At 42.4% G+C, this 1,298-nt stretch carries 2 protein-coding genes; both read right to left on the bottom strand.

The genetic code is table 11. The features are described 5' to 3' along the window. A partial coding sequence (locus BM146_RS18945; RefSeq protein ID WP_143087548.1) for a hypothetical protein occupies window positions 1-251 on the bottom strand: 251 nt, incomplete at its 3' end. Between the two features lie 24 nt (window positions 252-275). Further along, a complete protein-coding gene (locus BM146_RS18940) occupies window positions 276-1,157 on the bottom strand; it encodes a DUF6033 family protein (protein ID WP_083413668.1) in 882 nt (293 codons plus the stop codon). Window positions 1,158-1,298: the final 141 nt, after the last annotated feature.

Here is a 1,298-nt window from a genome sequence, read left to right as displayed (position 1 = left end):
TTCTTTGTGGAGGCGTTTTTATACTGCTCCTGCTTAAGGTCTCTGATCATCTGCCTCATCTGCTGGGATATGGAGGGCTTATCATCCGTCATCTTGTCTGTAAACTTTGAAAGAGGCGAGGCTGCATCACTATTTCCGGGCATGAAAGGCAGAGCACTTCCGGCAGATTTATTCCGGATGCCTTGTCCCACTAAAGGAGCCTTCTGAAAATATGAACCATATGGACTTTGTGTATTAAACGATATATTCATTATCGTTCCTCCACTCAGTAAACGTTATCCCTTGAAGTCCACCCTTGTACCAACTGCTCTTTCGGTATCTGTCATTACTCTTGAAGCTGCATTGTTATAAGAATAGGTCTGTACCTTGGAAAGAAGATCATCCAGGGAATTAGCCTCTATTATTTCGAACTCTTCTTCCTCATAAATGTCCGTATCATCTTTGTCTTTTGCCTTTTCAGCCTTACTGTCTTTTGCCTTATTTATGCGGTCTTCCTGAGCTTTTTTCTCAGCTTTCTTCTTTTCCTTTATCTTCTGTTCTTTCTTCTCAGCAGCCTTCTTCTCTATACGCTTTTTCTGAAGATCCTGAGATTTACCAACCGTGGCAAAGAAGCTCTCTTTTCCATTAGAATCCACTGACATGCCAAAATTCTTAACATTGGACCCACTGCTGGAAAGTCCCATCTTAGCCTGCATCATCTTACTCTGAGATGAAGCGATGATTCCCTCATATTTCTTACGGAATGACTCATCGGTAGCCATACGCTCAAGCTTCTCTTCATCGATCAGAACAACCATCTTGTTAGCATTGCCATATGCGGCAGCGTTCTGCTGAACCTGAGCCTTCATATCCTTGCTCACTGTGATAAACTCCATTCCATGGAACTTGGACTGAAGCTTACCAAGATAATCTTTGGCCTTGTCAGACAGCTGGACATCACCAATAGTCATGCCATATTCTGTCTTGGTTGGTACAAGAGATGATTTTGTATCGATAGGAGACCAGCCTTTTGTTTCCACCTTTGTCTGCGATCCCTTAGCGGCTGCGGCCTGATCGCTTTTAGCTGCACTCTGTGCTTTAGTGTCATTATTCACTGTGCTTTTGCTATATGCCTGTGAAGTCTGCTGATAAGCTGATACGCCATATAAACCTGCCATGTTAATCCCTCCATTTCTGCTTCCAAAGAATCCGGAAGTACCTTTCTCAGATCTGACTGTCTATTGATGTTCCTTTTATATCATTTGATAAAAGACTGAGTCTGTTAAGTATATTGGTAATCTCTGTATTCACCGCATTCT

This window comes from Butyrivibrio proteoclasticus (genome assembly GCF_900115735.1).
GTDB classification, from domain to species: domain Bacteria; phylum Bacillota; class Clostridia; order Lachnospirales; family Lachnospiraceae; genus Butyrivibrio; species Butyrivibrio proteoclasticus_B.
This window is presented reverse-complemented; position numbering and strand designations above follow the sequence as displayed.